This window comes from Foetidibacter luteolus (assembly GCF_009650435.1).
Classification (GTDB): Bacteria; Bacteroidota; Bacteroidia; order Chitinophagales; family Chitinophagaceae; genus Foetidibacter; species Foetidibacter luteolus.
In genome coordinates this window covers 40,329-66,978 of record NZ_VVIP01000050.1, presented here as the reverse complement: position 1 = coordinate 66,978, position 26,650 = coordinate 40,329, and the positions used below count along the sequence as shown (strand labels likewise).

Below are 26,650 nucleotides of genomic sequence, written 5' to 3'. Positions count from 1 at the left end.
CCTTAGCGGGGCAAAGCCAGTTTTTTTGCAAAGTTTATTTGATCTTCCAAACAGGTTAGCAATGCCAGGTTAGTTGGCACAGAAGCTATCTCTTTACTTATTGGCCCGCTTACAATTACCTGCATTTTTTTAAAGCGGTTGCAAATGCTGTTGATGTATTGTTGTACACCAGGTTTAACAAAACCGGTTATGCCATGCAGGTAAATATGCGTTACCGCCCTGGCGCCGGTAATATCCTGCAGCGCGGCCAGGTTAACATTAGCGCCGCAATAAATGGTGGCCCGGTTATTCTTTTTAAGCAGGTACTGCATAAAGAGCAGCGGTATTTCGTGCATTTCGCCCTCGGGTGTGTATAGGAGTATCAGTTCTGCAGATGCAGGTGCAACTTTTGGCAGTTTATTAATGCCATAAATAAGCTTGCGCTGTATAAGATAGCTGGCAAAATGTTCCTGGGCGGGTATGCCTGCGTCTGAAAGCCATAGCAGGCCCACCTTTTCCAGGTAAGGGTAAATTACTTTTACAATCGCCTGTTCCATACCTAACTGACTTATTACGCCGTTAAGCGTTTCCTCAAACTTTGCTTCGTTAAAATCAAGCGCCGCTTCTACAAGCTGTGACAGGAAGTGGGCAGGCTTATCCATAACAGGAATGGCCAGTCTCAACTCTTCTTTATTAAGGCCCGCTATTTTAGAAATCTTTGTGCCGTTATTATACAGGTACGCAATGCGGAGTATATGCTTTAAATCTTCATTGTCGTAAATGCGGTGGTTGCTCTCTTTTCTCCTGGGTATAACCAGGTTATAACGTTGCTCCCAAATACGTAACGTGTGTGCTTTAATTCCGCTCAGGTTTTCTATGTCCTTAATGCTAAACTGATCCACAGGCAGCGATTTAAAATGCTAAAATTACTGGTTTGATGTATTTGTTATTTATAATTGTTGGGTGTGGGTATGTAAATGCCAAGTGATTAAGGCATGTGCGTGGCAGACAGGAATAGAGAATAGTGAGTAGGCAGTCTTGCCGCCATCTTTTTGCGGAACTATCAACGTTTTACCTTTCAATAAGGCAGTAACAAGCTGCCACGCACCTGCAACCAACATCCTTTGTTTGTTTGCGGTTGATGCAATAGATTGTGTACTGTTAAAACTAATCTATGCTCACCGGACAAAACATTCGTTTAGGAAGAATACTCAAAAACACCTGGCAGGTAGATATTATTATGGTAGTTACCTGTACAGTAGTTTACCTGATGCATGATAACCTGATCAAGTATCATATCGAAGTGCCCGTTATTGTACCTACGCTGCTGGGTACTGCCATTGCATTTTTTATCGGCTTTAATAACAACCAGGCTTACGACCGCTGGTGGGAAGCCCGCAAAGTGTGGGGCGCACTCGTAAACGATTCACGGTCCTGGGCAAGATCTGTAATTAACTATGTGCCCGCCCCCGAAATGGAAGAGATGAAAAAGCAAATGGTTTACCGCCATATAGCTTTCCTGTACGCCTTAAAAAGCGCTCTGCGCAAAACTGAAGATTCTTCTTACCCCAAATACCTTACAGAAGATGACATTAAAGAAATAGGCCGCCAATCCAACAAGCATAACGCCATACTTAACCTTCAGTCAAAGTACCTGCACCAGTTACGGGAAGCCGGCGCCATAGACGGCTTCAGGTTTATGCAGATGGATGCTTTGCTGGTAAAGTTTTCAGATGAAATGGGCATGAGTGAGCGGATAAAGAACACCGTTTTTCCCACTACCTACAGCTATTTAACCAAGCTTTTTATCTGGCTTTTTGTGGTGGCTGTTTCACTGGTTACCGCGCAAACGCTGGGTGTGTGGAGCATTTTTGCAAGCTGGCTGCTGGGCTTTGTATTTGTATCCACGCAAATAAATGGCATGAGCCTGGTAAACCCATTTGAGAATACGGCTGTTTCCATTCCCCTGAACCAGATAACAAGAACCATAGAAATAAACCTGCTGGAAATGCTGAATGAGCAGGCCATACCCGAGCCCGTAAAGCCCATTAACAACGAGTATGTTTTATAACCTAATTTCTTTCACCAGCGTTTCCAGGTTTTGTATGGACCTTTTGAACATTTCAGCCGTTTTCTTTTTGCCGGAAACAGCAAAGCCGAGGCGTTGTAACAAATTGCCGGGCACATAATAGTCAAGGGTAAGCCTTGTTGTTAAAGGTCCTGTTTTGTACAGCGTAAAGCGGGTGGTATGGTTGGTCTTTTCGTCGGTTTCGTTAAAGGTTATCTGCTCATCCCGGTAACTATAGCTGCCGGCCCGTATCATCATTTCGCCATCTTCCAGTACACAACGGCAGCGCATGCCTACACGCGGTAAAAAATGGCCTACTTCCTCAACACTTTTTACGCCATGCTGCCAGCGGTGGCGGTAGTTAAAATCGCCGGTGGCATGAAACAGTGTGATAATATCTGTATTATACTCCCGTGAAAAAGACAGTGTTTTTGTTTTGCCCAGTGTTTCCGGGGGAAAAGGCGGTTCCCTCGGTATTTCTTTTTTTAGCTGCCCCAACTGCGTGTACTGAAAAGGTATTTCCCCAATCTCCGTTTGTTTGGCGCTGCCGCTCCACTGCATCCATTCCTTAAATGTTCCGGGGGTACTGTTTTGCAGCAGGCTTTTGGTAACCAGCCAGTATTCATGCTGGTCTATATCATTTTTTAAAAGCTGGTGCGCCACAATAATGTCTTTGCCAATAAGCTTACTAAAATTCTTTACGTTGTAGCCGGTAAACTCACCATAATGGGTAATTACTTTTAAAGACAGGTTAACGGCAGACTTACATGCCGTGCATTGACAATAGCGCCGGTTTTCGTAAGCTATAAGATTTTGGTGAAAGTCGCAGAACATCCGCTCTACCTGCCTGTACATTTCATCCAACGGCGGCGGTTCCCCAAACCGGTAAAACAAAATGGCGTCGCCCTCAATTTCCGAAACCTGCAGCCCGGTTTCGTTAGCGTTAATCAGTATTTCCAGCAGTTCCTGTATAATAAGGCGGCTGTGGTCTATCTCCGTTTCATTTACAAAACGGGTAAACCCGCTAATGTCAGGAATAAAAATCAGCCCCTTGTTTTCCATTTTTTGTGGTAAAGGTAGCAAGGTTAGATATAACTACTGCAGGCATTGGTATGGGCGGCCTGCGGCCTTTGCCTAAGAATTTTTATGGGCCCGGCAGCGGGAACTATTATGAGGCTTTACTTGCGTCGCACTCTTGTGCTGTTGGGTTCGCTATGCAGCTTTTACCGAAGCGTAGACTATGCAGGATGGAGGCTTTAGCATTCTTTCCCCAATAGGCTAAGCTGAAAGCCGGTTTAAAATTTCCATGGCTTTATCCGCATCCTTTTTATCTACAAAAATATGGTCATGATAAAAGGCTGCAACTACATTGCAGCTTATCCCGCCTTCTGAAAGTGCTGCAGAAAATGTAGCGGTCAACCCCACAGCTTCCAGGGAAGAATGCACCGTAAGCGTAATCCAGGAAGCAATGAATGAATATGTGAGTTGCAGTTTATCCGCTATTTCTTGTTTTATGATGACAGTAAAACCTTCATCCTCTCTAAACACCAATATGGTGTCTTTTATGTCAACCAGTTGTAAATCTTGTATGCTGCAAAAAACAAAATCGCCCTCGTTCAGTTTGGGTTTCATTGTTTTTAACAGGATGCTTAAGTTTGATTCCCCTGTCATTGTTTAGATTTTCTTAGAATAAATGAAGGCTTCTGTACTATGTTGCAGTGAAGGTCTTGTTGTTGTAAGTTACAACGGCTTAAAATTTTTAAGATTCGCAGCAACGATCTATGTAGCCCTAATTTCCCGTCAAGAATTGCTGAATATCCTGTGTCCACTCGTGTTTATATTTTATCAAATAATTTTCATGTCCTGCTTCCTGGTATATTTTCAGTTTTTTCTTTCCGGTCAAATTATTGAAAATGTCATCTGTTTCCTGTTTGCTTACTTTTTCATCTTTTGCACCATACAGCAGGAGAGTGGGACAGTTAATTTTCTTTGCATAGTTAACCGGGTTATGTCCAAATGCCCAAAAACCATTCTGCAACCCTCCCCAGAAAACCAATAACCCTGCCATGGGAAAAGTTGGTGCATTCATTGTTTTAAACCTTGCACAAACGGTTTGATACATTGAGCCAAACGGGCATTCAATAATTATACCTTTTGGTTTAATTCCGTAGTCGTTAATTGACTTCATTATTGCTACCGCACCCATTGAAGTGCCAAAGAGGTAAATGTTTTTCTCTCCGGTTTCAGACAGGTAATCAAAACAGGTTTTTACCTGCGTGGCTTCCATAAAGCCAATTGTTGTCTGGTTGCCTTCTGAGCCGCCAGAGCCCATAAAATCAACGAGAAAAGTGTTATACCCAAGCGTTTGAAAAACTTCAGATTTATCGAGCATGGAAGATTTTTCACCGCTAAAACCATGAAACAGGATAACTGTACCTTTTGGGTTTGCTGTCTTTATATGCCAGGCTTCAAGTACCCTGTTGCTATTCAGTTTGATTGTTTGATATTCGGCTGTTGGGGTATCCTTATTCTCAGGCCTTGGGTTACTTACTCCAAAAAATAGTGTTTTTATCTTTTGCCCTGTCGTGAGGGCTTTTGGGTCTTTTGTTTTTTCTGTTTTACTATTTGTAAAGTGGGTAAATTTATACGAATGGAAAATCGCAATCACGTTCATTAAAATGAAAATAGAAACCAGTGCCCAAATGATACGTCTTCTCCATTTCCGCATTTTATTAAAATTTTAATGAGGGTAATTTTATTCATCAATCTGTCAACTTGTGGTTGCGTGACTTCTCGGTGTTATTTGTATAGGGTAATTCATTAACAAGTGCAGGAGTTGTTATGTTCCGGACGAACATGTTGTGGGTAGAACAACCATTTCTTCTCTCTTATGTTCCAGAGGAACATTTTGTGCAATTCACACGAGAGGTAAGCACAAAGCGTTCCTCCGGAACGCAGGGAAAAATGATATCGCCTGCTGCTACCCACAAAGTGTTCCGCGGGAACACTCAGGGCCTGAATATGCTTTTTTACATTCCTTTTTGCGATAACCACTTTTGTAATTTTATGATGAAGTATTGTATTAATACAAAAATGCATCTTCCCATTCTCTATTCTGCGGGCAAAGCTGCATAGCGAACAGAGCGTACAAGAGTGCGACGCAAGTAAAGCCTAATGCTTATTCTTCTGCCGGGCCCATAAAGAAAAATTTTTTGCGTAGCAAAAAGCACAGTGGGAACGGCGCCTTAACCAGCAGCCGTATTTTCATTAACAGGTTTTACCTCGCAGGGGTAGCCGAACAGGCAGCGCTCTTTTATAATAGCGGCTACTTCGGCAGGTACAAGTTCTTCCCAGTCGCCGGCGCCTTGTTTAATCAGTTCCAGCACTTTGTCCGTCTGCATGTTCAGGTTGTTGCGCTTGTAATCAAGCACATCTTCTATTTTATCGTTGGCAATAAGGTAACGGTACAGGTCAATCAGGTGGGGCGGTAGCTGAAAGCGCTGGCAATTTTGTAAAACACCATCCCGCAGGGTGGGGTAAATGAACAGCTTTACCTTGCGGCTGAACAGGGTGGCAAAGGATTCCAGGATTCCGCCCGGCAGGTTGGCATAATGGTCTTCGGAGAAAATATATTCCAGGTTGGGGTAGCCCAATACCACGCCCAGCTTTAACTTGGTGATGGTAGAGAGATAGGCTACTAGTTTATAATACTCGTGAAAATTGGAAATCATTACTGTTTGCCCCAGTGAGCACAGGATATCCACCCTGTCAAGAAAATCCTTTTCATCAATATCCGCATCCAAAGCCGCATTTCTTTCCTTTAAGGCCTGCAGTGTAAGCTCCGTAAGCACCACTACATTAGCAGGGTCAACATCCGGTTCTTCCAAAAACTGTTTCATGCCGGTTTCAAGCATATCCATGTGCACGTTGGTCACGGGGCGAAAACGGCCACGCACTACCACGATGTGTTTTTTGTACAGCACTTCCGATGGTTGCTGGTTTTTGCCGTCCGGTCCAAAAACGGCAGCGTCGGAAAAGCCATACTTTACCAGGTGCAGGCTCATCAGGCGGTTATCCACTTTGGTAAAATCGGGGCCTTCAAAACGTATCATGTCTATTTGCAAACGGTCTTTGGACAAGTCATCCATCAGCGAGAGCAGGAACAGGGTAGGGGTTTCGTAATATTTAAAACAGGCGTATATAAGGTTAACACCCAAAATGCCAACAGCCTGCTGTTGCAGGTTGTTATCGTTATCCAGCAGCTTTACGTGCAGGGCAACATCATTGTAGCCGCCGCCGGGCTGCAGTTGAAAGCGTACGCCCAGCCATCCATGCCCCACATTGGTTTTGTGGTAATTAAGCGCGGCAACCGTATTGGCAAAAGCGAAAAAGGTAGAAGTTTCGCCACGCTGCTCTGCCAGGCGTTCAATCAGCAGGCCATACTCCCTGTCCAGCATGGTTATAAGCCGGTGTTCGCTTACATAACGCCGCTTTTGTTCCGCACCGTAAATGGCGTCGGAAAAAATCATGTCGTAGGCAGACATGGTCTTCGCGATAGTACCTGAAGCCCCGCCAGCCTTAAAAAAATTGGCTGCCACATCCTGGCCGGCGCCAATTTCAGCGAAAGTGCCGTAGATTCTTGGGTTCAGATTAATTTCCAGCGCTTTTTGTTTGGTTCCAATGTTACTGCTCTGGGGTGGTGTCATGCACGTAGTCTTTTAAATGATAACTGCTATGCTCATAAAAAAAAGAGTGCTAAAGATAACCTTTTTTGTGCCTTGTTGCCCTTCGGTGTGTTAACAATCGTTTGCGCAAAAATCATCAGCCCATGCTGCCGGTTGTCATAAAATAACTTACCCATTGCAAGCATTACACAACAAGCCAATATATTTGAGCGTACAATTTATTTTCCTGTTATGCTTAAAACTTCGATAACCAGTATTTTGTGTACGCTTGTTCTGCTTATAACAGCACCGGCAATTGCCCAGCAGGTGCGGGAACCCAAGGTTACAAAACAGGAATGGTTAAAGCCATACCCGCCATTCAGAATTGCGGGCAACCTGTATTATGTAGGCACCTACGACCTTGCCTGCTACCTTATTGTTACGGCAAAGGGCAATATACTTATCAATACCGGGGTGGCCAGTTCGGCGGCACAAATTAAAAGCAGCATTGAGCAACTCGGGTTCAGGCTGGCCGATACAAAAATACTGTTGACCACACAGGCCCATTTTGACCACCTGGGTGCTATGGCGGCTATTAAAAAAATGACCGGCGCGGAAATGATGGTGGATGAAAAAGATGCGGATGTATTGCGGGATGGCGGTAAATCAGACTACGAGATGGGTGGCGATGCAAGCGCTTTTGAGCCTGTGCAGCCAGCCCGTTTGCTGCGAGATGGTGATACAATAGCGCTTGATAACATGAAGTTGGTTATACTGCACCACCCGGGCCATACCAAAGGCTCCTGCAGCTATTTGTTTACCGTAAACGATGAACAGCAGGCATACAAGGTGCTTATTGCCAATATGCCCAGCATTATTACAGAAAGACCGTTTGCGGAGGTAACTTCCTACCCCGGCATAGCTGAAGATTACGCACGCATACACGTTAAAGGCTATGAAGGGCATTTCTTTTAACCTGTGGCTGGCTTCTCATGCCAGCCAGTTTAACCTGCACGAAAAACACCAGCCCGGCGATAAGTATAACCCATCTGTATTTGATGACCGGGAGGGTTATGATGAAGCCCTTAAAGACCTGCAGGAACAATACGAGGAGAAATTGAAAGAGCAACCGGCACAATAAATAAGCTGTAACAAAAACAATAAAGCCCGCACTTAATGCAGGCTTTATTGTTTTACAGGCCTTCGACAGGCTCAGGCTGACAGACGATTAGTATTTCCACTATTTAATAACACTGCAGCCAATTCTTGAGCCGGCGTTACCGGTAGGCTGTGTTTTGTAATCATCAACACCACTGTGTACAATAATAGCCCTGTTCAATACACTGCTGCTGTCTGTGCCCAGTGTCCATAAATCTGTTGACATTTCCAGCGTTCCTTTGCCTTCCGCATCCAGTTTTACATTGCCGATGTCGCCCAGGTGAAAACTGTCTGAGCCCCATTTGCCGTGTGGTGAATGAGTGGGGTTCCAGTGACCGTGAGACGCGTTGCCATTGTCTCCACAGTCAGGGTGTTCATGTATATGAACCGCTACACTTTTGTTGGCCAGTTTGGGCACAGTAAGGTTTAGCGCCATTTTCACTTTGCCGTTATCGGTGTCGAAAGTTATTTTACCATCCACCGTAGTATCGGTTTTGGTACCGGTTATGGTTGCCTCTGCATGGGTTGCAGCCGCGGCCGGAGCATCCATGGGCATGGTTGAGGTATCAGCTTCGGCACTGTTTTCATTTTCGGCTGGTCCGCCGCAAGAGATTATGGCAAAACAAAAAGCGGCCATCGAGCCAAGTAACAGGTGTTTCATTTGCAAATGTTTCATGTATATAAGTTTGTTTAATGAATATTCTTAGCAGTACAAATACCTTACCAGCCTTTGAGCGGGTGAGTGGTGAGTGGTGAGTGGTGAGTGGGTGATTCAATTCATCATTCCTTGTTCGATATTCATTTCGTGAGTTAATCGTGAACCGCAAGTTTGGCTTTTCGTTCGTCATTCAAAATTCCTTGTTCCTTGTTCGATATTTCTACCCCTTGGTGCGTGTCTCCACGCACCAACATACCCGGGTCTGAAAAGCCGCCCAATGTACCAACAGATGAACGGATTGATTATGATTGGTTCTTTCACTGAAAGACCCAATCATAACAAAATCATATTTGCAACAGGCGATGCTACAGGGTTATATTGCTGGTATCTGAAAGGCAAGTGGGAAGTGGTGAATGGCGAGTGATTAAAACAAGCTGTTGTACGGGTCGTTATTCAATTGTATAATGTCAGGGGATTTTACGTAGTTACTGTTGTAGCGGAAATTGATATTGGTACTGATGTCAATTTTAAAGGAAGTGTTGTTTTCTTCCTTACGCGGAAAGAAAACAAAACGCATTTCAATGGTATTGAAAATAAAATTCTCATTGCGTGTCCTTACACCGCCACCCAGGCCATAATAGAGGGAAGAACGCGTAAACCCTTTTTTCTCAGGCGTAAGCATGGCGGCGTCACCAAAAACGAATGGTGCAAACTTAAAACCAAATAACTTGTATTTAAGGTACATATACGTTTCAGAATGCACACTTAACCGTTGGTCGCCCCGGGCGGAATCGGAGTTGAAAGAGCGTATGCCAAACGTATTATTAATCTGCAGCGGGTTTAAGCCCAGCCGGTTAAACTGTTTGGTATAAGATACCCGCAGGTATTGCCTTATTTTAACGCTGTTATATTCTATAAGCCGCCTGAACATGCTTATGCCGCCCAGCACACTGGCATCTTCAAAACTCCCTTTTCGTACAAAAGCCTCGCTGCGCAAGAACAATTGTATAATATCGCCCTGCCTGTTAACGATGTATCGGTTGGCATCTGTGCCCAGGTATAGCCTGTTAAGATAGCTTTGCCGGTACCAGCCGGAAGTAAAAGAAATATTGTAGCCGTAAGGAATATCTTCTGTAGTGCCAAAGCCAAAAATGTAGTTGCTTTTATAAAATTGCTGTTTAAAAAAAGTAAACTGGCCAAGTACCGCCTGGCGGTTATTAAAGCGCATATCCAGCTTATTACCCAACTGGTAAGGTGTGCGGGTAAAGTTGTTGTTAAAGTACCGCAGGCTTATAAATTTGCGGCCTTTGTTGTCAGCATTAAGGCGTGCATCTTTTACGCCAAGGTTGTAGCCCAGCCATGCATCAAAATTGGTATAGCGGTAATTGTAAAACAGGCTGTCGGGCCGGCGGTAATCGTTGGCAGCCTGTACACGGCCAACTGTTATGGCGCCGGCCATGTGTTTGTATTGCGATACCAGTGGCCGCTCCAGCCGCAGGTACCACTGGTGTTCATCGGGGCTACCGCTGGCAATGTTGTTGCGTATGCGGGAGTAAAAGGCAGAGCCTGTTATAAAAGTGTGGGCAATGTTGTTAAAGCTGTACAGCACTTCGTAGGCAAAGCTGGGTGTACGGGTACTTTCAATAAACGGTGTCAGTTGTATTTTTTGGCCGGTGCCCATTACATTAGCATCAGATATTTTGCCGCGGAACTTACCGGTGCTTATTTCGCCCACATCGCCGGAAAGTGAGAACAAATCTTTGGTAACCACCACCAGGTCAACTGAGTCAGGGCTGTCATCCAGGTAGTTTACTAAAATACGGGCATCCTGCATATACTCAAGCGACCGCAGGAAACGTTCATTATCCGCCACAACATAAGGGTTAAGGGGCGTATTTTCTTTTATATACAGGTTGTTGCGCACCACCCAGGCTTCTGTGTTATGGTGCAGGCCGTTTATAATACGGGTACCAAAGTACGCAATGCGTTTGCTGGTGTCGGTAAAAACCTTATCAAACCCGTACTGTTTAATGGTAATCTTACGTATTATTTTGCCGCTGTAAGGCAGGTAGGGTGTTTCGTTCTTGCTGTTAATGGCGGCGGGTGTTTTCGAGGTGTCAGGGGTGCGTTTAAACGCATTAACAGCAAAGCCCAGAATGTTACCGTTTTTCTTTTTGGTAGAATCTTTTTCCTGTGCGTTGGCGCCAATACCCAGGCAAAGGCAAATGGCCAGGCAGGTTAAAAAGTATTTTACAGTTGGTCTCAAATCGTTTTATTTTTCACCGGTCGTACGCACTTCCCGGGCCGGGCAAATTCAATATATCAATTTTCTTACCAGGGCAGGTTATCATATACTTATCATGCCCATATTTTTTAGGGGGTGCCCCCAAGCTATCGCAAGGGGTCGGGCTTTCCGCTATTACTCCGCCACAAGGCCAGCGCTGCGATGGCTTCAGCGGGGTAACCGCTTCAATCCCTCACCCGCAGGTGCAGCCTGCTTATTTTTATACCTGCAGGCGCTTTGGCAACCGGCAAAACTCACATTCATCCCAAACCATGCCAATTACACAGGTGTTTTAAAAGTTAAATATAACCTGCCTCAGTTATCTTGCACGTTGCAAAAAGCGTAAGCTTAGTACTTTTGCAAAGTTTTTAAAAGCGAAATATATGAAATACCAGGTTGGAGATGATATACTGGTGCTGCACAGCAACGAGGAAGGGAAAGTTATTGAAGTAATCAGCGATAAAATGGTGATGATAGAGGTTCGCGGGGTAAAATTTCCCGCTTATATGGACCAGATTGATTTTCCCTACTTTCACCGCTTTACCAAAAAAAAGGTGGTAGAAGAAAAAAAGCCGGTTAAAAAGTATGTTGACCAGGTGCCCAAAGAAAAACCCACTGCCAATAAAATTAAAGTAGAGGAAGGGGTATGGCTTTCCATGCTGCCTAAATTTGGGCTGGACGATTTTAACGATGAAGTGGTGGAGCTTTTTAAGCTATACCTGGTAAACAAAACAGATAAAGCGTACGGTTTTGTATATAAACAACAGTTTTTTGGCCAGCCGGATTTTGAGTTGAAGAATGAAGTGCTGGCTTTTCATGATTTTTACCTGCACGATATTCCGTTTGAAAACCTCAACGATAACCCTTCTTTCAGCTTTGAGTTTACGCTAACTGTGCCAGACAAAAAGAAAGCGGAGCATTTTGAAGCTACCGTTAAACTAAAAGCAAAACAGGTTTTTCAACGCATTGAAGAAATGAAAGAGCGTAACCAGCCCACCATTTCTTACGAGCTTTTCAAAACCTTCCCTGATAAAGCGTTTGATGACCGTCCCGATGTTTCGCCGCTTGTTTCCAAAGGGTACAAAGTGTACGAAGCTTCCAAAGCCAGGCAACACCTGGAGCCTGCACGCAGCGTGGTTGACCTGCACATAGAAAAACTCATGAGCGATTTTAAGCACCTGGACAATTTTGAAATACTCAACATACAATTAAAAGAGTTTGAAAAATGGTATGAGCTGGCCCTTGCACATTACCAGGCCTCCCTTACAGTAATACACGGCGTTGGCAGCGGCCGCCTGCGGGATGAGATACACAGCCTGCTAAAAGTGCGCAAGGAAGTAAAAACTTTTATTAACCAGTACGATCCACGATTTGGTTACGGGGCTACGGAAATATTTTTTCAATATTAAAGAAAGGGCGAGTGGTAAGTGGGGGAGTGGTGAGTGGGGGATGCAAAATTTTTAATTGGGCATAACCGGACACTTGGGAATTAAGATGTAAAGGCATCCAATATTGGGCGTAGCCCAATCCAATAAAAAAACATTTACCCTCCACCATGTAGCTCCACCCCTTTTTTGCAACAATTCTTTTTCCGCTTTGGTTTTATTTCTCTTACATTAGTAGCTGTACTATTTGCAAGTTTAAAACCAAACCAATTGCATGTCTTTATTCCGTAAAAAATCTATTGACAAAATTACTCTCGAGGCCGGCGAAGGCGATGGCCACCACCATAAACTAAACAAGGTATTGGGCGTGCGGGACCTTACTTTTATGGGCATTGCCGCTGTAATTGGCGCAGGTATTTTTTCAACCATTGGCAAGGCAGCATTTAACGGGGGGCCGGGTATTGTTTTCCTGTTTATTATTACAGCCGTTACCTGTGGTTTCAGCGCCCTGTGTTATGCAGAATTTGCCAGCCGTGTGCCCATAGCCGGCAGTGCCTACACCTATGCCTATGTAAGTTTTGGCGAAATTGTAGCCTGGATAATAGGCTGGGCCCTGATATTGGAGTACGCCATCGGCAATATTGTAGTGGCCATAAGCTGGAGCGGCTATTTTGATAACCTGCTGCAGGGTTTTGGCATTAACCTGCCCGGCTGGCTGCTTATAGACCCGATTACCGCCGCCGAAAACTACAAGGCTGCAACAGACGCTATCGCTGCAGGCGGCCCTGTTACCGATGCTATGAAAGAAGCCATCGCGGCATGGAACAGCGCACCTGTTATAGCCGGTAAACATTTCTTTATGAACTTTCCGGCATGCATCATCGTTATACTCATCACCATCCTTGCATACGTGGGTATTAAGGAAAGTAAAAAGACCACCAACTTTATGGTAATGTTTAAGATTGCCGTAATCATCCTGGTCATCATACTCGGTTTCTTTTACGTTACCCCAGCTAACTGGAGCCCTTTTTTACCCAACGGATTTGGCGGCGTAATGGCCGGGGTATCAGCAGTGTTTTATGCTTACATAGGCTTTGACGCCATATCCACCACGGCCGAAGAATGCCGCAGCCCGCAGCGTGACCTGCCCCGCGGCATGATTTACTCACTGGTTATCTGTACCGTTCTGTACATACTTATTGCATTGGTGTTAACCGGCATGGTAAGCTACAAAGAACTGCAGGTAAACGATCCCCTGGCATATGTGTTTGAAAAGCTGCAGTTGAAAGAGATTGGCTACATTATTTCCGTAAGTGCTGTAATAGCCACTACCAGCGTACTGCTGGTGTTTCAATTAGGGCAGCCCAGGATATGGATGACCATGAGCCGCGATGGCCTTATGCCCAAAAAATTCGCTACCGTGCATCCTAAATTCCATACGCCATCCTTCGCTACCGTAGTTACCGGTTTTATTGTTGCTATACCGTCGCTGTTTTTGCCCAGCACATTAATGACAGACCTTACAAGCATCGGTACCCTCTTTGCCTTTGTGCTGGTATGTTTTGGTGTACTAACATTGCCTAAATTGTCTGCCAATGTACAGCGCTCCTTCAGGCTGCCTTATATTAATGGCAGATTTATTGTACCTGCCGCCACTGCATTATTTCTCTTTGCCTTCCGCGAAAGGCTTGGCAGCGCTGTAACACATATTGCCGCAGAGGGCTACCAGGAAATTTTGTTCCTTGTGTTTGTTTTTTTAATCATTGCCATATCGGTTTACAGCTTTATCCGTAGCCTCTCCGCCATACCCGTGCTTGGGGCACTTTGCTGCCTGTATCTTATGATAGAAATTCCGGCCATTAGCTGGCTTTGGTTTTTTGTATGGATGGCTATAGGACTTATCTTTTACTTTTTATACGGCAGGCAAAAAAGCAGGCTGGCCAGGGCTTAACAGGCAAATTTTCCTGTTGCAAAACAACCTTTCTGTACAGATATTGTTATTGGAATATTTTGGGCGTGCCCCCAAGCTATCGCAAGGGGTCGGGAAGAACTGCGTTCGCAACCTTCGCTAAAGCAACATTTAGTTGGTTTTTCTCGGTTGTGCTATTACTCCGGCACAAGGCCATACTGCTATGGCTTCACCGGGGTAACCGCTTCAATCCCTCACGCAAAAGCCAGTTACCGGTTACCAGTTGCTGGTTGCCGGTCTGTTGATGTGTAAGTGATTAAGGCTGTTTGAAAGCGGTAAAGTGCGACATTGAACTTTGAACAAAAGAACATTGAACAAACAAAACCTGTTCCACACTTGCCGCATAACGGACAAGGTGTACAAGAGTGCGACGCAAGAGAAGCCTCATGCATGAAATGTCGCCGGGTACATAAAAAATACCTGGCTTACTAAACAAATTTGCTAAACCTAATGTTGAATGAACCTACAATCTGGTTATCCGTACTGGCTAATATCTGCGGGGCTGCCTTACAGTTACCCGAAATTGCAGAAAGATTATCGTAAGGACGTGGTGGTACTGGGTGGAGGTATATCCGGGGCGTTAATAGCTCATGCCTTTTGCGAGGCAGGGATTGACTGCGCTGTAATAGACGGCCGGTCTATTGGCCTGGGCAGTACCTGCGCCAGCACGTCGCTGTTGCAGTACCAAATTGATGAACCTTTGCAGCAACTGGCAGAAAAGCGTGGGCTTAAGGTTGCGGAGAGGGCCTATGCCGCCTGCGCCGCCTCTATTGACAGCCTGCAGGCTATAGCCAAAACAATTAAGTACAAAGAATTGGAAAGAAAGAAAACATTGTTCTTTGCCTCTTCAAAAAAAGACACTGCCATTATCAACAAAGAGTACGAACTGCATAAAGCTGCCGGCTTTAAGGTAGAGAAACTGGAAAGCGGCGATATAAAAAAGCTTTTTGGTTTTGATAAGCCCAATGCACTGTACAGCAACCATAGCGCGGTTACCAATGCCTATACTTTTACACATGCGTTGCTGCAGCACAACTTAAAAAAGGGCCTGGAAGTATTTGACCGGACAAAGGTGGTGGATATTACACACCACCAGCGTTCTGTACAACTGGTTACAGAAGAGAGGTGCACTATTACGTGCCGTTACCTGGTGTACGCTACCGGCTATGAAGTGGTTAACCATATCCGCAAGCACGTGGTGGACCTGCAATCAACTTTCGCTGTCATCAGCGAGCAGATGGAGCCAGCTTTCAAGTGGCACGACGACTGTTTAATATGGGAAACAAAAACACCTTATTTGTATATGCGCAGTGTGGGCAACAGGATACTGGTAGGTGGCCGCGATGAAGAGTTTTCAAACCCTGCCAAACGTGATGCGCTGATAAAACGCAAATCTGCCCTGTTGGAGCAGGATGTAAAGAAGCTGTTTCCCGGAATGCCATTTAAACCTGAGTTCCGCTGGGCCGGTACGTTTGGCAGCACCAAAGACGGGCTGCCTTATATAGGAAAATACAAGCCGCTGTCCAACAGCTTTTTTGCATTGGGATTTGGCGGTAATGGAATTACATTCAGCGCCATTGCGGCGGAAATAATTGCACAGCAGATATTGGGCAAAAAGCACCCGGATATTGATTTGTATTCTTTTGACAGGTGAAAAACAAAAGAGTCAAGAAGTCAAGGAGTCAAGAAGACAATGAGTCAATAAGTCAATGAGTCAAAAAGACAAGAAGGGCATCTGCTAACAACTAAAAAGCCGAACAAAATTTCGTTCCGGCTTTTCCTTTATGACTATTTTTCTTCTTGACTTTCTGACTTTTTTGACTTTTTGTCTTCTTGACTTACTGACTTCCTCTAACCCTTCCTCATTTGTTTAAAGGCAGCTATCAGGCCGTTGGTAGAAGAATCGTGAGAAGTAACTGCCTCATCATTCTGCAGCTCGGGTAGAATTTTGTTGGCCAATTGTTTGCCCAGTTCAACACCCCATTGGTCAAAACTAAAGATGTTCCAGATTACGCCCTGTACAAATATTTTATGTTCATACAGCGCTATCAGGTTGCCCAGTGTGGCGGGTGTTATTTTTTTAACCAGGAATGAATTGGTGGGCCTGTTGCCTTCAAATACTTTAAATGGCGCCAGCTTTTTTATCTCATCCTCTTTTTTGCCGGCTTTTACCAGTTCTTCTTTTACTTCAGCTTCATCTTTGCCATTCATCAGCGCTTCAGTTTGCGCAAAAAAGTTGCTCAACAGTTTTACGTGGTGGTCGCCGATGGGGTTATGTGTAATGGCTGGTGCAATAAAATCGCAGGGTATCATCAATGTGCCCTGGTGAATTAGCTGGTAAAAAGCATGCTGGCCGTTGGTGCCGGGTTCGCCCCATATAACCGGGCCTGTGCTGTAGTTAACTTCGTTACGGTTTCTGTCAACATACTTACCATTGCTTTCCATATTGCCTTGCTGAAAGTATGCGGAAAAGCGGTGCATGTACTGATCGTAAGGCAGTATGGCTTCTGTTTGCGAACCAAAGAAATTGGTGTACCACAGGCCGATCAACGCCATCAATACCGGTATGTTTTTATTGAATGCAGCGGTTTTGAAATGCTCATCCACTTCATAGCCCCCCTTTAGCAAGGCTTCAAAATTGTCGTAACCAATAGTAAGTGCTATGGAAAGGCCAATGGCGCTCCACAAGGAATAACGGCCACCCACCCAATCCCAAAAAGCAAACATGTTGGCCGGGTTAATGCCAAATTTTGTTACTTCTTTTTCATTGGTGCTTAGCGCTGCAAAATGTGCTGCCACATGGCTTTCATCTTTTGCAGACTCCAGGAACCAGCTACGTGCGGTATGCGCATTGGTCATGGTTTCCTGCGTGGTAAATGTTTTGGAGGCTACCAGGAACAATGTTTCATCCGGTGTTACTTTTTTAAGTGTTTCGGCTATATGGGTGCCATCCACATTGCTGACAAAGTAAGTCTGAATGCCATCCACCCAATAAGGTTTCAGCGCTTCGGTTACCATTACCGGGCCAAGGTCGCTGCCACCAATACCTATGTTAACAATGTATTTTATCTTTTTGCCTGTATAGCCTTTCCATTCGCCGCTGTGTATTTTAGCGCAAAAGTTTTTCATCTGTTCCAGCACAGCTTTTACATCGGGCATTACATCCTTCCCATCACTTAAAACTTCCTTGCCGGAAAAATTGCGCAGCGCGGTATGCAGTACAGAACGTTGTTCAGTTTCATTAATCACCTCTCCGCTAAACATGGCTTCAATAGCTTCTTTAACCTTGCATTCTTCGGCCAGTTGTAAAAGCAGTTGTACGGTTTTGGGGTTAATGATATTCTTGGAGTAGTCGAACAAAATGTCTCCGAAACTGAGTGAAAATTTTTGAAACCTGTCTTTGTCCTGTGCAAAAAGGCTTTTCATATTTACCCTTTGCATTTCCTCCTGTTGGTGCTTTTTCAATAATAGCCAGGCTTGCGTAGTAGTGGGATTAATTTTTGGAAACATGGTGAATGTTTAAAATTATTCTGAATTGGCCGACAATATACAAACGATTGCCGTAGAGTGGTAATAGTTTGTAGAAAACAGCTAACGCTGTTGAAGAATAATTATGGGCCCGGCAGGAGGTACTGCTATGTGGCGTCCCTTGCGTCGCACACTTGTACTGAGGCAATTCTATTCAACAATTGCCTCAGTAGCCTGCCCTGAGTATAACGAAGGGTTGGATACGCTGTGCAGCTTTGCCCACAGGATAGAAAAGTTACTATTGTTTAGCCATGCAGGCATATTATCCGGTATAAATAAAATGATAAACCGAATAGCCTTCCAGGAATTTTTTGAACAGAAAATTGGTGAATAGTTTAGGTATGCGCATAATACCAAGTTCCCTGGCTTTTCTTATGGTAGAGGTATAGCTATGTAACTGGTAGCCGTATTCTGTAAAAATGGATGCCGGGTAAGAGCTTAAATCGGTAAAGGAAGAGCCATGCGCCAGCAGCTTATTATGTATCTTATGGCCCAGGCGGTTAAAGAATTGCCTGGTCATTAAATCGCAGAGGAGCACATGCTTTGGAAACAGCGATGTAAGAGTTTGGATAAGCGCTTCTTTTTGCGAACGGGAAAGGTACATCAGCACCCCTTCTACGATAAAAATAACTGGCTGAACACCTGCAAAACTGTTTAGTTTGTCTGCCAGTTTTTCTTTCTCAAAATCTATTGCAATGCGGGTTAACCTGTTGGGGCATCCGGCAGGCGGCAACCTGTTGTTTTTATACTCTATTACAGCGGGCTCATCCAGTTCAAGCCAGTTGCCACCTTTAAAACGATAGGCACGGCTGTCAAGGCCTGCGCCAATAAGTATTATGGTGCTGTCCGGTTCTTTGCCCAGAAGGTAATGCAGGTGCTGGTCAATAATATAGTGCCTGGCTACATTGCTGGCATTGGGGTTGGTAAACTGCTTAAACTCCTGCCAGTAAGCAAGGCCCTGTTCGCCAAGCAGTTGTTTTGCGTAGTTATCACCGATAATGGGGTGGCGGGATTCCGCATCCTGCATGCGTACGCCGCAGCAGTAGTAGGCGGTTTTTGATACAGGTTTCATGGCGGCGATGTTTTACAGTGTAAAGTAAAAATACGCTGTCATCCTGCATTTTTCATGCACGAAAGCGGGGATGCGGAACGGGAATAAATGGCTGTTTGCAGCCTTTTACAGGCAGCTACTCTACAAAATGCCAGCATACACCCGCCATATCAATCACGTTTACTTCTATTCCGTAGGGCTGTTGTGTTGGCGGCGCTATGCGGATGCCAAATTTTTCCGCAAGTTTTTTTTCGGTTACCTGCTGCCAGAATTCTGCAGCACTGCTTATGTTGACACTGATCATAAAATTAGCGGCGAATTCAGCATTGTCAAAGTTCTGCAGGATAAAGCTGCAGTCATCTTTTTTAAAACCAACATAATCGCCGGCATCCCAGGATATATTGAACCCCAGTTCTTTAAAAAGATCTTTGGCGCTTTCAAAATGCTCTCCTGAAGGAACAAATGGGGCGAGTGATATGAATTGCATGGCAATATGAATTTTATGGTAAGGTACTCTTGTTTGTGTGATTGGTGAATAAAGCAACCAAATCTCCTATCCAGGTGTAGAACAGTTTTGCCGTTTGTTACCATTGCGCAGGATGTTTACAACGGAGCGTTTGCCGGGCAGTATTCCAACTGATGAATGGCTGCGGGATGGCAGTGGAAACCCCGCTGAGGCCTTGTGCGCCGGCCTCTGCGGCGGAGTTGCAACGGACAGCCCGGACAGTAGCTGATGAATGAGACAAAGCAGAAAGCCCCAAAAAGAAATTATGGGAATGATTAAAAGTTTCAGCTTCTTTTGCACAAAAACAGGTGCATGCGGGTACTCTCTTACTTCAATACGGCTTTAAAAATTACAGCGCAATACGATGGAAAAATGCCGTTGCAGCATTACCTGAAACAGTATTTTGCCGCTAATAAAAAGCATGGCTCACGTGACAGGAAGCAGATTACGCATGCGTGCTATTGCTATTACCGCCTGGGCAGGGCATTACCCAACCAGCCCGCTGAAGAAAGATTGAAAGCAAGCCTGTTTATGTGTAATAGCGAACCCGCGGAATGGGCAGCTTTGTTTAATACTGATTGGATAGATAACTGGCGTGCTGATATTGATAAAAGGATAGCTTTTGTGGCTTTGCAGTTTGAGGAATTTAATATCGGCGATCTGTTTCAGTTTGGGCAGGCATTGAGCGCTGCAGGTGATGTAACTGCATTTACGGTTGCTCATTTAATACAACCCGATTTGTTTATCCGCGTACGCCCGGGCTTTGAAGCCGCTGTTAAGCAGAGGCTGGCCGCACAAAGTATAGCTTATGCCGACTATGGCGCAGGTTGCATAGGCTTACCCAACGCTACTAAAACAGAAGGTTTGTTTGCTATAAATCGTGAAGCCGTGGTGCAGGATTATTCGTCGCAACGGGTTGCGGATTTTTTTGCATTGGTACCACGCAAGCCCCAACTGAAGGTTTGGGATTGCTGCGCGGCAAGCGGCGGAAAATCAATACTGGCAAAGGATACGCTGGGCAATATTGATTTGACGGTTACGGATATACGGCCTTCTATTATCAGCAACCTAAGACGCCGCTTTGCAGAGGCCGGTATTGCGGAATATAACGCCGCTGTAGCAGACCTTAGTAAAACTTTGCAGGCAGACTTGTTAAACACCAACTACGATTTGATTATCTGCGATGCCCCCTGCAGTGGCAGCGGTACCTGGGGCCGTACGCCTGAACAACTTTGCTTTTTTGAGAGCAGCCGCGTAGATGAATATGCTGCTTTGCAGAAAAGGATTGTCAGCAATGCTGTTACCCGGCTTTCAGCCAATGGTTACTTTCTCTACATTACCTGTTCAGTTTTTGAAAGGGAGAATGAGCAAGTAGCTGGCTTTATTGAACAGCAATGCGGGCTTGCCCTGGTTAAGAAAGAGTTGCTGCCCGGCTATGATAAAAAAGCAGACAGCATGTTTGCCGCTTTGTTCAGGCGGCCGCTATAAAATTCAATTCTGTTAATTGGGTTTTAAATACGCTATATTTAGTTGCTATAACCAGCAAAAGTTGTATCAGCTACCATGACGATCCATCCATCCACGTTACAATTACTTCGTTTTCATTTCTCTTACTTCCTGATGCCGGTGTATTGGTTCGCGTTGAGCTTTGTTGAGTTGATCAACCTGCCAAGGGCTGTGCTGGTGTTTGCCATTATCCATTTGCTGGTGTACCCATCCAGCAATGGTTATAACAGTTATATGGACAGGGATACAGAAAGCGTTGGCGGAATTGCAAATCCCATGCAACCAACACGGCAGTTATTTGTTGTTACTGTTGTGATGGATATTATGGCAATAGCATTGTCTTTATTGGTTTCAGGTTTGTTTGCTGCCGCTATTGCTTTTTACATAGCATGCTCCAGGTTATATAGTTACAGGGGCGTACGCCTTAAGCAATACCCGCTAACAGGGTATTTGGTTGTAATTGTTAACCAGGGGGCAGTTACTTTTTTCATGGTGTATCATGGGTGCAGCGAAGCTATGTTGCTGAATGTGCCATGGCAGGGCCTGGTTGCAGCCAGCTTTTTGATAGGGGGCTTTTACCCGATAACACAGGTGTACCAGCACGAGGCAGATGCGAAAGATGAGGTAAAAACAATTAGTATGACGCTGGGCAAACGCGGAACATTCGCTTTTTGCGCCATCATGTACATGGTGGCATTCAGTTTGTTGTTTCAATACTACCATCAACAAGGCGCCATGCGCTTGTTTGTTATACTTCAACTGTTTTTCGTTCCTGTGATAGTATTCTTTTTGTGGTGGCTGCTGCAGGTATGGAAAGATAGCCGTAAGGCTGATTTTAAGCACACCATGCGTATGAATTGGCTGGCAAGCACCTGCACAAGCCTGGCATTTATCACCATATTAATAGTAAAACAATTTGGCTGAAATAGTATCTATAGCAACCGCGGTTCCGGAGTTTTGCCACAGGCAGGAAGATATTTTGCATTTTATGCAGAAAGCGTATGCTCTGGATGAAACGGAGAAACGGAAGCTGGCTTTTTTGTACAGGCACAGTGATATTGATAAAAGATATTCTGTAGTAGAGGACTACGGCAGGCCTGAGCAGGAGTGGAGCTTTATACCGCAGGACAGGCAGGCGCCGTTCCCTTTACTGGATGAGCGGATGAAGTTGTACAATGAATGTGCTTTACCGCTATCGTTAAAAGCTGTTGAAAGTTGCCTGCAAGGTTATATAAGCCCACAACAGGTAACGCATTTAATAACAGTTACCTGTACCGGCATGAGTGCGCCGGGCCTTGACCTGCAGATAGCTGAAGCGTTGCAACTGCCAACAGATGTGTTCAGGACATCTGTAAACTTTATGGGCTGTTATGCCGCCGTACACGCACTTAAGCTGGCCAAAATGATTTGTGACAGCACACCTGCCAGCCATGTTTTAATTGTGGCTACGGAGCTTTGTACCCTGCATTTTCAGCAGCAGTACACGCCTGATAACGCTGCCAGCAGTTTGTTGTTCGCGGACGGCAGCGCGGCAGTGCTTGTATCCAACCAACTGCGTGGCGCCAGGGGCATAAAGCTGAAAAATTTCTATTCATCCATTACTTATAAGGGTAAGAACGATATGGCCTGGGAATTGAGCAGCAGGGGCTTTTTGATGAAGCTCAGCGGGTATATTCCACAACTGGTCGAGGAAGATATTGCCGCTCTGGTGCAAAAAGCTTTGCAGCACAGCGGTCTTTCACAAAAAGATATTTCTCACTGGTGCCTGCACCCCGGCGGCAAAAGAATAATTGAAGCCATACAGAAAAAGCTTGGCTTAAGTATGGATGATGTTTGCTACTCCCGGACAGTAATGAGAGATTATGGCAATATGTCGTCTCCATCAATTCTTTTTGTATTGAAGGACATTATGCAAAGCAAACTGCCGGTTACAAATGTGTTCGGGGTGGCTTTTGGTCCGGGCCTTACAATGGAATCTTTTATTGCCTCCAGTATATGAACCTTTCAAAACGCAGTTACAGCAAAGAACTGCTGGACAATGATGATATACCGTTTGATGACATCAGGCAAAACATGAAAGAGCTTAACGTCATCAATACCTGGCTGGGTGGCCACGCTATTACACTGGCGGGTTTAAAAAGGCTATTGGGTGCAAGGAAAACCGTTACTATTTGTGAAATAGGATGCGGCGGTGGGGATAACCTGCATGCCATCTCAAAGTATTGCAGGCAGAACAAAATTGCCGTCAACTGTATTGGTATTGATATTAAGCGGGACTGTATTGAATATGCGAAAGAACAATGGAGGCATCCCGTAACCGTTACCTGGATAGCCAGTGATTACCAGGCTGTGGAATTTGAGCGCAAGCCCGATATTATTTTCTCAAGCCTTTTTTGCCACCATTTTACGGAGGCACAACTGGCTAAGCAATTGCAGTGGATGAAAGCTAACTCTACGATTGGTTTTTTTGTGAACGATTTACAGCGGCACGTACTGGCATATCACGCCATCAAAATACTTACCCGGCTTTTTTCTTCGTCTTACCTGGTAAAAAACGATGCCCCCTTAAGCGTGGCCAGGGGGTTTACTAAAAATGAATGGCAACAGGTTGTTAAGTCTGCTGAAACCGGGCCTTGCCAGGTGCAATGGAAATGGGCATTTCGTTACCTGCTAATATACCGGCATGGATGAACAGGCAAAATATGATGTAGCCGTTATCGGTGGTGGCCTGGCTGGGCTTACGCTTGCCATTCAGTGTGCGGATGCAGGCTATACTGTAGCGTTGTTTGAAAAAGAGGTTTACCCGTTTCACAAGGTTTGCGGGGAGTATATAAGTTTTGAGAGCCATGATTTTTTGCTGCGCCTGGGTGTAAACTTACACGAGTTGCAGTTGCCAGCCATCAGCCGCCTTCAGATTAGCGATATAAAAGGAAACCTGTACCAGTTCCGCCTGCCCTTAGGAGGTTTCGGCATAAGCCGTTATAAGCTGGACGATTTATTGTACTACCTGGCTGTACAAAAAGGGGTGCAGGTATTTACAGGCAACAAAGTGCAGGATGTACAGTTTGTTAGTGACGGGTTTGTATTGCAGCATGCCAATGGCATTACTAAAGCTTCAGTAGCTGCCGGCGCTTATGGCAAACGGGCCAATCTTGACATTAAGAAAAACCGCTTGTTTGCCCTTAAAAAAAACAATAAGCTTAATAATTACATTGCCGTCAAATATCACATCAGCACCAGCCACCCCGTTAACAGTATTGCGCTGCATAATTTTGATAATGGCTACTGCGGCCTTTCTAAAATAGAAGACGACAGGTATTGCCTTTGTTACCTTGCTACTGCGCAGCATTTAAAGAACAACAATAATTCCATAAGTGAAATGGAAAAACAAGTGTTGTTTCAAAACCCGCACCTTAAGAAAATATTCAGCACAGCCAGCTTTTTGTACCAGGAGCCGCTCACCATTTCCCAGGTAAGCTTTGATGTGAAGACCCAGGTGGAAAACCACCTGCTGATGCTTGGCGATGCGGCGGGCATGATAACGCCCCTGTGCGGTAACGGCATGAGCATGGCCATGCATGGCAGTAAACTGGCTTTTGAAAGCATAGATGCTTTTTTGCGGCAACAAATTACCCGGGAGCAGATGGAGCATAGATATGAGCGCAACTGGAACAGGCAGTTTAGCCGCAGGTTGTGGATGGGCAGAACGGTGCAGCGGTTGTTTGGCAATACCAGCAGCATTCTTTTTCTCAGAACAATGGGCGCCCTGCCATTTTTGGCCCGGCAGGTAATTAAACAAACACATGGCAAGCCATTTTAGTTTTTTATGGTACGGGCTTTCGGCTTTTCAATTAAGCATCGTTGTGTCACTCACTTGTACGCCTTGTCCGCTACGCAGCAATCCGTCTCCGTAGCATCTTCAGGCTTCGGTTATTGCAACCGTTCTTAATCAGGCTAATCAGCTACATCGGTAGAAAATCGTGGTTCAGACAATCTATACGGGTCTGAAAAGCCGCCCATTGAACCGAACGATGAACGGATTGCGACGCAATTGGGTCGCCATGAAAAACCCCGGCTGGTATCTAAAAAAAAAGATTTGCTGTTAATAATTACTAAATTACAGTTTAACGTAAGCTGTGCAACAATCCATTCTTGTATGCCTGCCGTATTAGTGTCGGTAAACTTAAATACCCTTCTATGACAACGAAAACATTATCCATTGTTACCTGGTTATTGCGCATTGTGTCAGCGCTTATTATGCTTCAAACTTTATTCTTTAAATTTTCAGCGGCGGAAGAATCGGTAAGGCTGTTTACCATTCTGGGTATGGAACCCTGGGGCAGAATTGGTACGGGAGTTTTTGAACTCATCGCTTCTTTGCTGATATTGTACCCGCGTACAACTGGCTATGGCGCTTTACTGGGCATGGGGCTAATGGCTGGTGCAATATTTTTTCACGTTACCAAACTTGGCATTTTCTTTGGTGGCGATGCATTGCTTTTTGCATACGCGGTAATTGTATTTATCTGTTGCGCAATGCTGGCTATTATATACAGAAAACCTTTGTTAAACGTAATTGGAATAAAGCGTACATAAAAAAATTATTTTTTTTGTAAGGTTTGCGGCCAGCCTGCGTATCAAGGTTTAGCATAAACACATTTTAAACAACAACGGCATGCACCTTCAACAATCTGTTCAGCATGTATTTGTACAGCTTGAACAATCTTTACTGTCCCTTACCAACGAACAATACTGCCAGCCATGTCCATCGCTTTTCAATGCGTCGGTAGGCCAGCACGTACGGCATATTATTGAACTGTTTCTTTGTTTGGAAAAAGGGTACAGCGCAGGCACGGTTAATTACGAAAAAAGAAACCGGGATACCCATATTGAAACAAGCAGGGATTTTGCCATTACGTTGCTGCATGAAATCTACAGCGGCATAGACAGAAAGGACAAGCAACTGATGCTTGAAGCCGGTTATGACGAGCACAGCGATGAAACAATGCTAATATCTACGAACTATTACCGGGAAGTTGTATATAACCTGGAACATACGGTGCACCACATGGCGCTGATAAGGGTTGGCATTAGCGAGGTATCTTCTGTTGTGCTGCCTGAAAATTTTGGCATTGCTTCTTCAACCGTAAAGCATAGAAAAACATGTGCACAGTAACCTTTATTCCTGCCAGAGAGAGGGTATTTATTACTTCAAGCCGGGATGAAGCCGCTGCAAGGCCCGCGGCATTACCACCCGCCCGTTATGTGTTTGATAATGACGAAATGGTTTTTCCTAAAGATGCTGCGGCAGGAGGGGGGTGGATTACAGCCAAAAGCAATGGCGATGCGCTGGTACTGCTTAACGGCGCTTTTACCAGGCATATTCCACAGCCGCCATACGGCAAAAGCCGTGGCCTTGTATTTCTTGAAATAGCGAAAGCCACGGAGCCGTTGAAATATTTTCTTAAAGCTATACTTTACAATATTGAACCATTTACTTTGGTAATATGGCATAAAGCCGGCCTGTATGAATGCCGGTGGAATGGGTTACGGAAATTTAGCCGGCAATTGGATGCACAACAGCCTCATATATGGTCTTCTGTAACCCTGTACGCTAATGACGTAATTATGAAACGGGAAATGTGGTTTTCGCGGTGGTTATCGGGTAATACAAATCCTCAAATGGAAGATGTGCTGCACTTTCACAGGTTTGGCGGCGAAGGCGGCGCAGAGAATAACTTTTGCATGAACAGGGATGGCAAAATGCTTACAGTAAGTATTACCGGTATTGAATTAACTGAAAAGGAAGCGGGTATGACTTACCTGGATATTAAAGAGAACAACAATTACCAGGTAGTATTGCCGGTAACACAGGTGGATTATTGCGCCATATAA

General features: G+C 44.9%; 23 protein-coding genes and 1 pseudogene. 14 read left to right on the top strand and 10 right to left on the bottom strand.

Annotated features, from left to right (window positions below; genetic code table 11):
* Positions 1-2 precede the first annotated feature (2 nt).
* Positions 3-881: a MerR family transcriptional regulator gene (locus F0364_RS16065; protein WP_153798820.1), complete on the bottom strand. Its 879-nt coding sequence runs from the start codon at positions 879-881 to the stop codon at positions 3-5.
* A gap of 272 nt (positions 882-1,153) precedes the next feature.
* Here F0364_RS16065 and F0364_RS16060 point away from each other — a divergent pair, with 272 nt between their 5' ends.
* The gene (locus F0364_RS16060) at positions 1,154-2,050 is read left to right on the top strand and encodes a bestrophin family protein (RefSeq protein ID WP_153798819.1); all 897 of its coding nucleotides are present in this window, start codon (positions 1,154-1,156) and stop codon (positions 2,048-2,050) included.
* On the opposite strand, the gene F0364_RS16055 is transcribed toward F0364_RS16060, so the two are convergent.
* The 4 genes from F0364_RS16055 to F0364_RS16040 all read right to left on the bottom strand — a co-directional run bounded on the left by F0364_RS16055 (position 2,045) and on the right by F0364_RS16040 (position 6,753).
* Positions 2,045-3,109 carry a DUF2652 domain-containing protein gene (locus F0364_RS16055; RefSeq protein ID WP_153798818.1) on the bottom strand — a complete coding sequence of 355 codons (1,065 nt, stop codon included), beginning with the start codon at positions 3,107-3,109 and terminating at the stop codon, positions 2,045-2,047. The two genes, F0364_RS16060 and F0364_RS16055, sit on opposite strands and share 6 nt — an antisense overlap.
* 216 nt (positions 3,110-3,325) lie before the next feature.
* The gene (locus tag F0364_RS16050) at positions 3,326-3,718 is read right to left on the bottom strand and encodes an ACT domain-containing protein (RefSeq protein WP_153798817.1); all 393 of its coding nucleotides are present in this window, start codon (positions 3,716-3,718) and stop codon (positions 3,326-3,328) included.
* A gap of 118 nt (positions 3,719-3,836) precedes the next feature.
* The gene (locus F0364_RS16045) at positions 3,837-4,775 is read right to left on the bottom strand and encodes an alpha/beta hydrolase (RefSeq protein ID WP_153798816.1); all 939 of its coding nucleotides are present in this window, start codon (positions 4,773-4,775) and stop codon (positions 3,837-3,839) included.
* Between the two features lie 517 nt (positions 4,776-5,292).
* On the bottom strand, positions 5,293-6,753 hold the full coding sequence (locus tag F0364_RS16040) for a TonB-dependent receptor (protein WP_153798815.1): 1,461 nt from the start codon (positions 6,751-6,753) through the stop codon (positions 5,293-5,295).
* A 210-nt stretch (positions 6,754-6,963) separates the two neighbouring features.
* Here F0364_RS16040 and bla point away from each other — a divergent pair.
* A pseudogene (bla, locus tag F0364_RS16035) lies at positions 6,964-7,852 on the top strand (subclass B3 metallo-beta-lactamase).
* 99 nt (positions 7,853-7,951) lie between these two features.
* Here the strand turns inward: bla and F0364_RS16030 are convergent.
* Positions 7,952-8,545 (bottom strand): superoxide dismutase family protein, encoded by a 594-nt coding sequence (locus F0364_RS16030; protein ID WP_153798814.1) that lies wholly within the window; start codon positions 8,543-8,545, stop codon positions 7,952-7,954.
* A 259-nt stretch (positions 8,546-8,804) separates the two neighbouring features.
* On the opposite strand from F0364_RS16030, the gene F0364_RS16025 reads away from it, so the two are divergent.
* A complete protein-coding gene (locus F0364_RS16025) occupies positions 8,805-8,951 on the top strand; it encodes a hypothetical protein (RefSeq protein WP_153798813.1) in 147 nt (48 codons plus the stop codon).
* On the opposite strand, the gene F0364_RS16020 is transcribed toward F0364_RS16025, so the two are convergent.
* Positions 8,952-10,793, bottom strand: a complete 1,842-nt coding sequence (locus tag F0364_RS16020; protein ID WP_235921127.1) for a BamA/TamA family outer membrane protein — start codon at positions 10,791-10,793, stop codon at positions 8,952-8,954.
* Positions 10,794-11,194: 401 nt separating this feature from the next.
* Here F0364_RS16020 and F0364_RS16015 point away from each other — a divergent pair, with 401 nt between their 5' ends.
* The 3 genes from F0364_RS16015 to F0364_RS16005 all read left to right on the top strand — a co-directional run bounded on the left by F0364_RS16015 (position 11,195) and on the right by F0364_RS16005 (position 15,819).
* Positions 11,195-12,220, top strand: coding sequence for a Smr/MutS family protein (locus F0364_RS16015; RefSeq protein WP_153798812.1), 1,026 nt, complete (start codon positions 11,195-11,197; stop codon positions 12,218-12,220).
* Between the two features lie 250 nt (positions 12,221-12,470).
* Entirely contained in the window at positions 12,471-14,147 is a 1,677-nt protein-coding gene (locus tag F0364_RS16010; RefSeq protein ID WP_153798811.1) for an amino acid permease, read from the top strand.
* 475 nt (positions 14,148-14,622) lie between these two features.
* Entirely contained in the window at positions 14,623-15,819 is a 1,197-nt protein-coding gene (locus tag F0364_RS16005; protein ID WP_153798810.1) for an NAD(P)/FAD-dependent oxidoreductase, read from the top strand.
* Positions 15,820-16,016: 197 nt separating this feature from the next.
* On the opposite strand, the gene pgi is transcribed toward F0364_RS16005, so the two are convergent.
* The 3 genes from pgi to F0364_RS15990 all read right to left on the bottom strand — a co-directional run bounded on the left by pgi (position 16,017) and on the right by F0364_RS15990 (position 19,231).
* Complete coding sequence (pgi, locus tag F0364_RS16000; protein ID WP_153798809.1) at positions 16,017-17,675, bottom strand: glucose-6-phosphate isomerase; 1,659 nt, start codon at positions 17,673-17,675, stop codon at positions 16,017-16,019.
* Positions 17,676-17,955: 280 nt separating this feature from the next.
* Positions 17,956-18,765 carry a class I SAM-dependent methyltransferase gene (locus F0364_RS15995; RefSeq protein ID WP_153798808.1) on the bottom strand — a complete coding sequence of 270 codons (810 nt, stop codon included), beginning with the start codon at positions 18,763-18,765 and terminating at the stop codon, positions 17,956-17,958.
* Positions 18,766-18,880: 115 nt separating this feature from the next.
* Positions 18,881-19,231, bottom strand: a complete 351-nt coding sequence (locus F0364_RS15990; protein WP_153798807.1) for a VOC family protein — start codon at positions 19,229-19,231, stop codon at positions 18,881-18,883.
* Positions 19,232-19,561: 330 nt separating this feature from the next.
* On the opposite strand from F0364_RS15990, the gene F0364_RS15985 reads away from it, so the two are divergent.
* The 8 genes from F0364_RS15985 to F0364_RS15950 all read left to right on the top strand — a co-directional run bounded on the left by F0364_RS15985 (position 19,562) and on the right by F0364_RS15950 (position 26,650).
* On the top strand, positions 19,562-20,737 hold the full coding sequence (locus F0364_RS15985) for an RsmB/NOP family class I SAM-dependent RNA methyltransferase (protein ID WP_153798806.1): 1,176 nt from the start codon (positions 19,562-19,564) through the stop codon (positions 20,735-20,737).
* Between the two features lie 75 nt (positions 20,738-20,812).
* The gene (locus F0364_RS15980; protein ID WP_235921126.1) at positions 20,813-21,679 is read left to right on the top strand and encodes a UbiA family prenyltransferase; all 867 of its coding nucleotides are present in this window, start codon (positions 20,813-20,815) and stop codon (positions 21,677-21,679) included.
* A complete protein-coding gene (locus F0364_RS15975) occupies positions 21,672-22,754 on the top strand; it encodes a type III polyketide synthase (protein WP_153798805.1) in 1,083 nt (360 codons plus the stop codon). Before F0364_RS15980 ends, F0364_RS15975 begins: the two co-directional genes overlap by 8 nt.
* Entirely contained in the window at positions 22,751-23,446 is a 696-nt protein-coding gene (locus F0364_RS15970; protein WP_153798804.1) for a methyltransferase domain-containing protein, read from the top strand. The genes F0364_RS15975 and F0364_RS15970 overlap by 4 nt, the downstream gene beginning before the upstream one ends.
* Positions 23,439-24,575, top strand: coding sequence for an NAD(P)/FAD-dependent oxidoreductase (locus F0364_RS15965; protein WP_153798803.1), 1,137 nt, complete (start codon positions 23,439-23,441; stop codon positions 24,573-24,575). The genes F0364_RS15970 and F0364_RS15965 overlap by 8 nt, the downstream gene beginning before the upstream one ends.
* A gap of 377 nt (positions 24,576-24,952) precedes the next feature.
* Positions 24,953-25,351, top strand: coding sequence for a DoxX family membrane protein (locus tag F0364_RS15960; RefSeq protein ID WP_153798802.1), 399 nt, complete (start codon positions 24,953-24,955; stop codon positions 25,349-25,351).
* A gap of 79 nt (positions 25,352-25,430) precedes the next feature.
* Entirely contained in the window at positions 25,431-25,931 is a 501-nt protein-coding gene (locus tag F0364_RS15955; protein ID WP_153798801.1) for a DinB family protein, read from the top strand.
* The gene (locus tag F0364_RS15950) at positions 25,919-26,650 is read left to right on the top strand and encodes an NRDE family protein (protein ID WP_153798800.1); all 732 of its coding nucleotides are present in this window, start codon (positions 25,919-25,921) and stop codon (positions 26,648-26,650) included. The genes F0364_RS15955 and F0364_RS15950 overlap by 13 nt, the downstream gene beginning before the upstream one ends.